Origin of the sequence: Micromonospora chalcea, from assembly GCF_002926165.1 — a bacterium.
Classification (GTDB): Bacteria; Actinomycetota; Actinomycetes; order Mycobacteriales; family Micromonosporaceae; genus Micromonospora; species Micromonospora chalcea.
In genome coordinates this window covers 1-6,268 of record NZ_MAGP01000052.1, presented here as the reverse complement: position 1 = coordinate 6,268, position 6,268 = coordinate 1, and the positions used below count along the sequence as shown (strand labels likewise).

Here is a 6,268-nt window from a genome sequence, read left to right as displayed (position 1 = left end):
CACGATAACGGCCGGGGGTCGGCACGGGCTCCCACCCACGCCGGCCCCCGGCCGCCGCGCCCCTGCTTTCAGGCGCTGCGGGCGTCCCGCTCGCGGGCCCTCAGCGCGCGGACCACACCGTCGCGACCCTCCGCCACCAGCCGCCGCAGCGACGCCGGCCGCCCGTCCTGGGCCAGCCACTCGTCGGTGGCCGCGACCGTGTCCTCCTCGACCAGGTGCGCCGGGTAGGCGAGCTGGACGAACTCCTGCGCCGGCTCGCTGTCACGCTGCGCCCACACCTGGTCCACGGTGGCGAAGTACCGCTCCCGGTACGGCGCGGTCAGCTCGACCTGCGCCGCGTGGGTGAAGCCCTGCAGCAGCGCCCGGTTGCGCCAGTTGGGCAGCGCGTCCAGGCCGGTGAGCAGCGCCCACACCGCCGCCTTGTTCTCCTCGGTCGGCACCAGCGCGTGCGCGTACGCGGCCTCCCGCTCGCCGCTGGCGGTACGGTCGGCGGCCAGTTCCGCGTCCACGTCGGCGGCACCGGCCGCGCCGTTGGCCACGAGCGACTGCAGCACGGTCCAGCGCAGCTCGGTGTCGACGGTCAGCCCCTCCGGCACCCCGTTGCCGTCCAGCCAGCCGCGCAGCGTCGCCAGGTCCTCGCCGGAACGGGCCGACGAGGCGTATGCGCGGGCCCAGGCGAGCTGGAAACCGCTGCCCGGCTCGGCGGCGGCCAGCGCGGTCCGGGCGGTACGGGCCAGGTCCGCCCAGCCGGTCGGCGCCCACTCCGGGTCGGCGTAGAAGGTGAGCGCGGTGTTCGCCTGCCGCAGCGTGGCCGTGACCAGGTTGATGTCCGTCTCGGCGGTCAGCCCGGCCAGCACCAGCGCCACGTAGTCGCGGGCCGACAGCTCGGCGTCGCGGGTCATGTCCCAGGCGGCCGTCCAGCACAGCGCCCGGGCCAGCGACGAGTCGAAGCCGGCGATGTGCTGCACCACGGTGGCCATCGACCGCTCGTCCAGCCGCAGCTTGGCGTACGTGAGGTCCTCGTCGTTGAGCAGCAGCACGTCCGCGGCGGGCTTGCCGTGCAGCTCGGACAGCTCGGTCAGCTCGCCGGTCACGTCCGTCTCGATCAGCTCCCGGCGCACCAGCCGGCCGTCGGTCAGGTCGTACAGGCCCACGCCGATGCGGTGGGTACGCAGCGTCGGGTAGCCCGACGGCGCCTCCTGCCGGACCACCACCCGCTCGTACGTGCCGTCGGCGCCGATGGTCACCTCCGGGCGCAGCGTGTTGACCTGCGCGGTCTCCAGCCACTGGGCGGCGAACTTGCGCAGCTCCCGGCCCGAGGCCGTCTCCAGCTCGGACAGCAGGTCGTCGAAGGTGGCGTTGCCCCACGCGTACTTGCCGAAGTAGGCGCGCAGGCCGGCCAGGAACGGCTCCTCGCCCACGTACGCGACGAGCTGCTTGAGCACGCTCGCGCCCTTGGCGTACGTGATGCCGTCGAAGTTGACCTCGACCGCCTCCAGGTCCGGCATCTCGCAGTAGACCGGGTGGGTGGAGGAGAGCTGGTCCTGCCGGTAACCCCAGTTCTTGCGGATCGACAGGAACGTGGTCCAGGCGTCGGTGAAGCGGGTGGCGTGCGTGTTGCACCAGTGGCTGGCCCACTCGGCGAACGACTCGTTCAGCCACAGGTCGTTCCACCAGCGCATGGTGACCAGGTCACCGAACCACATGTGCGCCAGCTCGTGCAGGATCGTGTTGGCGCGCTGCTCGTACTCGAAGTCGGTGACCTGCGAGCGGAAGATGTAGTGCGACTCGGCGTGCGTGACGCAGCCGAAGTTCTCCATCGCGCCGGCGTTGAAGTCGGGCACCCAGAGCTGGTCGTACTTGGGCAGCGGGTAACGCACGCCGAACTTCTCCTGGAAGAAGTCGAAGCCCTGCGTGGTGATCAGGTGCAGGTCGTCGGCGTCCATGTGCGGGGCCATGCTGGCCCGGCAGAAGTAGCCCATGTCGATGCCGTCGTGGCTGCGGCGCACCTCGTGGTACGGCCCGGCGCAGAGCGCGGTGATGTAGGTGCTCATCCGCTCCGAGAGCGCGAAGTGCACGGTCTTCAGCCCCTCACCGGCCGCCTCCTCGCGGGCCACCGGCATGTTCGACACGACCCGCCAGTGGTCCGGCACCGTGGCGTGCCAGGTGTAGACGCTCTTCAGGTCGGGCTGGTCGAAGCAGGCGTAGACCTTCTGCGCGTCGGCGGTCTCGAACTGGCTGTACAGGTAGGTCTCGCCGTCCACCGGGTCGACGGTGCGGTGCAGGCCCTGCCCGCTGTTCGAGTAGCCGAAGTCGGCGTCGACCACGAGCACGTTCTCGGCGGCCAGGCCGGTCAGCGTGAGGCCCTTCTCGGCGGACCAGCCGGACAGGTCGACCGGCTCGCCGTTGAGCGTGGCGGAACGCACCGACTCGGCGGCCGCCTCGATGAAGGTGGTGGCCCCCGGCTCGGCGCAGCGGAACCGGACCTCGGTCACCGAGCGGAACGTGCGACCGGTGGGCTGCACCGCGGTCGACAGGTCAAGGCTGATGTCGTACCCGGTCACCTCGAGCAGGCGGGCCCGCTCGGTCGCCTCGACCTGGGTCAGGTTGCGCACTCCCGGCACTGTTCGTCTCCATCCCACTCGTCTCGCCGCGCCCCGCGGCACCGGTCTTTCCCGGCCCGCTCGTGACGGCCCGCTGAGAACCGAGTCTTCCATGCACGGACCGCTCCCGGTGGTCGAGGTCACGCTCTCATTCCGGTACCGGTCGATACGGCCGTGGGTGGAGGATCGGGAGTGACCGCGCCGGATCCCCGGCGCGACATTGTCGTGAAGGGATGACACCGTGACCGAACGTGTCACCGCGGACATGTGGTTCGACCCGCTGTGCCCGTGGGCCTGGATCACCTCCCGCTGGCTGCTCGAGGTCGAGCAGGTCCGGGACGTGGACATCCGGTTCCATGTGATGAGCCTGTCCGTGCTCAACGAGGGCCGGGACCTGCCGGAGGAGTACCAGGACCTGATGGTCAAGGGCTGGGGTCCGGTGCGGGTGTGCATCGCCGTCGAGCAGGCGCACGGCGCCGAGACGCTGGCGAAGCTCTACACCGCGATGGGCACCCGGATCCACCTCGGCAAGGAGGAACTGGGCCGCGACATGCTGGTCGGCGCGCTCACCGACGTCGGTCTGGACCCGGCGCTCGCCGACGCCGCCGAGTCCACCCAGTACGACGACGCGCTGCGGGCCAGCCACGAGGCGGGCATGCGGCCGGTCGGCACCGAGGTGGGCACGCCGGTGATCCACGCGCCGGGCCCGGACGGCGGGCAGGTCGCCTTCTTCGGCCCGGTGATCACCCCGGCGCCCAAGGGCGAGGCGGCCGGCCGGCTCTGGGACGGCGTACTGCTGGTCTCCGCCACCCCCGGGTTCTACGAGCTCAAGCGCACCCGCGAGCAGGGCCCCATCTTCGACTGAGGGGTAAGGAAGGGCCCCTTCTTAACGCCTCCGGCAGCGGAAGGGCCCCTTGTTAACACCCGCAGCGCGCCCCGAGCCCCGCACCCGCCCGTCACCGGGCCGGTGCGGGGCTCGTTTCACCGGATGTCCCAGCCGACGGCCCACGCGAGGCCGCACCACGGCAGCTCCTGGAGGCGTTCCCATGGCTAAGCACCGCCGCATGTCCGACGACGCGCCGCAGCCGGCGACCGAGGACTCCGGTGCGACGTACTGGTCGGTGACCGAGAGCGACTGGCCGGCCGGCCCGGCCGAGGTGGCCGACCTGCTGGCCCCGCCGATCGTGGTCGGCGTGGCCCGGGTGGTGGCCACGTCGCGGATGACGCCGCCGGCCGAGACCGTCCGGCCCGGGCGGGCGCCGTCGCGTACCGGCGCCGCCGCGGGCGCGACGACGGTACGCCTCAACGCCGGCTCCCGCCCCGCCGCCCCGGCTCGCCGTCCGGTTCCGGGCCGGCACCGTAACCCCACCGCCTGAGCCGCCCTCCCGGTGTTAAGAAGGGGCCCTTCCTCTACCGGAGGCGTTAACAGGGGGCCCTTCCTTTCACCTGGTGGTAAGGGGGTGAGTCCGGCGGCGGGGGCGATCGGGGCCCGGGTAGCGTCAGCGGACATGACGGTCGTGCATCCGATCAACCGGGCCTGGATCACCACTGGCGGCACCGGCGCGCAGAACTACGACGAGTTCGCCGACGACGCGGAGATCACCTCCATCGTCGAGGCGAATCCGCACAGCGCGCTGGGCATCGAGATGCCCCACCGGGCGCCGGGCAGCCTCGGGAAGTCGTTCCTCGACGCGCTGCGGGACGCGGTGGCGCGCCTGGCCGAGGCGAAGGCGGACGGCAGCTACACGCCGGCCGAGCAGGTGGTGGTGCTCTACCGGATCAGCGCGCCGGGCGAGGAGAGCGCGTACGGGCTGTGGGCCATGGTCGACACCGACCAGATCTCCACCCGCGCCGACGAGCCGGGCCTGGTGATCCGCAACGAGGACGTGTTCATCGCCAAGGTGCGCGAGCGCGTCGCGCTGGCCGAGGCGCTCGGTCACCTGCTCTCGCCCGTACTGCTGCTCCAGACCGGTAGGGGCGACGAGCTGCACGCCGCGCTCGCGGCGGCGACCGACGCGGCCGGCGCGCCCGCGGCGACGGACGTCGACCAGTCCGGTCGCACGCACGCGATCTGGCTGCTCGGCCCGGGTGCCACGCAGGACGAGCTGACCGCGCTCGCCGGCGGCGGGGAGCTGGTGGTCGCGGACGGCAACCACCGCAGCCTGGCCGCGCAGACCGGCGGGTTCCCGCGCTTCCTCGCGGTGGTCACCACGCCCGCGTCGGTCGCGATCCAGCCCTACAACCGGCTGGTCAGCGAGCTGACCACCACGCCGGAGGAGCTGCTCGACCGGCTGCGCGCGGCGGGCGCGGAGATCACCCCGGTGGACGGGCCGGTCGACGTGCCGGCCACCGGCGGCGTCGTGCGCCTCTACCTCGGCGGCCGGGGGTACGCGGTGACGCTGCCGCACGTCGGCGCGGGCCGGCTGGAGAACCTCGACCACGCGCTCGTCGAGCGTCTGCTGCTGCGCGACGCGCTGGGCCTCGACCCGGGCGACAAGCGGATCACGTACGTGGGCGGCGACTATCCGGCGAGCTGGCTCGTCGGTGAGGTCGACGCCGGCCGGGCCGAGCTGGCGGTGCTCGTCGCGCCGGTGACCGTCGACGACTTCGTCGCGGTGAACCTGGCCCGGGAGAAGATGCCCCGCAAGAGCACCTGGTTCACCCCGAAGGCGCGGGCCGGCCTGGTCGTGGCCGAGCTGCCGCACTGACCGTGTGACGTACCGCCTCCGGGTCGCCGCCGGTTCGCCGGCCCGGAAGCGGGCCTGTCAGACTGCGCGGTATGCGCGTCTACCTGGGATCCGACCACGCCGGTTTCGAGTTGAAGGTGCACCTCGCCAACCACCTGGCCAAGCAGGGCTACGAGGTGGTGGACGTGGGTCCGCACGCCTTCGACCCGGACGACGACTACCCGGCGTTCTGCCTGCACACCGGCGACCGGGTGGTCGGTGACCCGGGCAGCCTCGGCGTGGTCATCGGCGGCTCCGGCAACGGCGAGCAGATCGCCGCGAACAAGGTCGCCGGCGTCCGGGCGGCGCTGGCGTGGAACGTGGAGACCGCCCAGCTGGCCCGCGAGCACAACGACGCCAACGTCGTCGCGATCGGTGCCCGGCAGCACACGCTGGACGAGGCGACCGCGCTGGTCGAGGCGTTCCTGACCACGCCGTTCTCCGGCAACCCCCGGCACAGCCGGCGCATCGAGCAGGTGGCCGCCTACGAGCAGAGCCGCAAGCTGCCCGAGCTGCCCGCCTGACCGGACGCCGCCGGGCTCACCGCCCGTTGCGGGGCAGCTCCTCGCGGGGCACCCAGTTGCGCCGGATCAGCACCACCCGCTCCTCCGCCGCGGCGAGGTCGTCGTCGGTGGGGCGGGCGGCGTCCCGTGCCCGCAGCGCGGCGGTGACGCTCACCTGCGACGAGCCGGAGCCGACCAGCCCGCGCAGCCCGCGCTCGCCCTCCTCGGCGGTCGGGGCGGCGCGGCGTCCGCGCGGCTCCGGCTCGCCCGGCCGGCCGCCGCGCGGGGCCCGGGGCGTCACGTCGTCGTGTACGGGGGCGGTGCTGGCCGTGGTGCCGTCGGCGCTGTCGGCCGGGGCTCCGGCCTCGCCGTGATGCCGTAGCCGTCGTCGCCGTCCCTCCGCCTCACCCATCCCCCGACCGTACCGCCCCCGTAC

General features: G+C 73.0%; 6 protein-coding genes. 4 read left to right on the top strand and 2 right to left on the bottom strand.

Annotated features, from left to right (window positions below; translation table 11 throughout):
- Nucleotides 1-68: 68 nt before the first annotated feature.
- Nucleotides 69-2,615 (bottom strand): aminopeptidase N, encoded by a 2,547-nt coding sequence (gene pepN / locus BAW75_RS06105; protein WP_167435525.1) that lies wholly within the window; start codon nt 2,613-2,615, stop codon nt 69-71.
- Nucleotides 2,616-2,844: 229 nt separating this feature from the next.
- Between pepN and BAW75_RS06100 the strand changes: the two genes are divergently transcribed.
- The 4 genes from BAW75_RS06100 (at nt 2,845) to BAW75_RS06085 (ending at nt 5,853) form a co-directional block, all read left to right on the top strand.
- Complete coding sequence (locus BAW75_RS06100) at nt 2,845-3,468, top strand: mycothiol-dependent nitroreductase Rv2466c family protein (protein WP_043328926.1); 624 nt, start codon at nt 2,845-2,847, stop codon at nt 3,466-3,468.
- 199 nt (nt 3,469-3,667) lie between these two features.
- Nucleotides 3,668-3,979, top strand: coding sequence for a hypothetical protein (locus tag BAW75_RS06095; protein ID WP_233607659.1), 312 nt, complete (start codon nt 3,668-3,670; stop codon nt 3,977-3,979).
- Between the two features lie 132 nt (nt 3,980-4,111).
- Nucleotides 4,112-5,311, top strand: a complete 1,200-nt coding sequence (locus BAW75_RS06090; RefSeq protein ID WP_104112927.1) for a DUF1015 family protein — start codon at nt 4,112-4,114, stop codon at nt 5,309-5,311.
- Between the two features lie 71 nt (nt 5,312-5,382).
- Entirely contained in the window at nt 5,383-5,853 is a 471-nt protein-coding gene (locus BAW75_RS06085; RefSeq protein ID WP_043328932.1) for a ribose-5-phosphate isomerase, read from the top strand.
- A gap of 16 nt (nt 5,854-5,869) precedes the next feature.
- On the opposite strand, the gene BAW75_RS06080 is transcribed toward BAW75_RS06085, so the two are convergent.
- Nucleotides 5,870-6,244: a hypothetical protein gene (locus BAW75_RS06080; RefSeq protein ID WP_104112926.1), complete on the bottom strand. Its 375-nt coding sequence runs from the start codon at nt 6,242-6,244 to the stop codon at nt 5,870-5,872.
- Between the last annotated feature and the right edge of the window lie 24 nt (nt 6,245-6,268).

Excerpts from the sequence above, each read along its gene's own strand:
- BAW75_RS06095 (WP_233607659.1), top strand. The coding sequence starts at position 3,668 with ATGTCCGACGACGCGCCGCAGCCGGCGACCGAGGACTCCGGTGCGACG.
- BAW75_RS06080 (WP_104112926.1), bottom strand. The coding sequence starts at position 6,244 with ATGGGTGAGGCGGAGGGACGGCGACGACGGCTACGGCATCACGGCGAG.
- BAW75_RS06090 (WP_104112927.1), top strand. The coding sequence starts at position 4,112 with ATGACGGTCGTGCATCCGATCAACCGGGCCTGGATCACCACTGGCGGC.
- BAW75_RS06085 (WP_043328932.1), top strand. The coding sequence starts at position 5,383 with ATGCGCGTCTACCTGGGATCCGACCACGCCGGTTTCGAGTTGAAGGTG.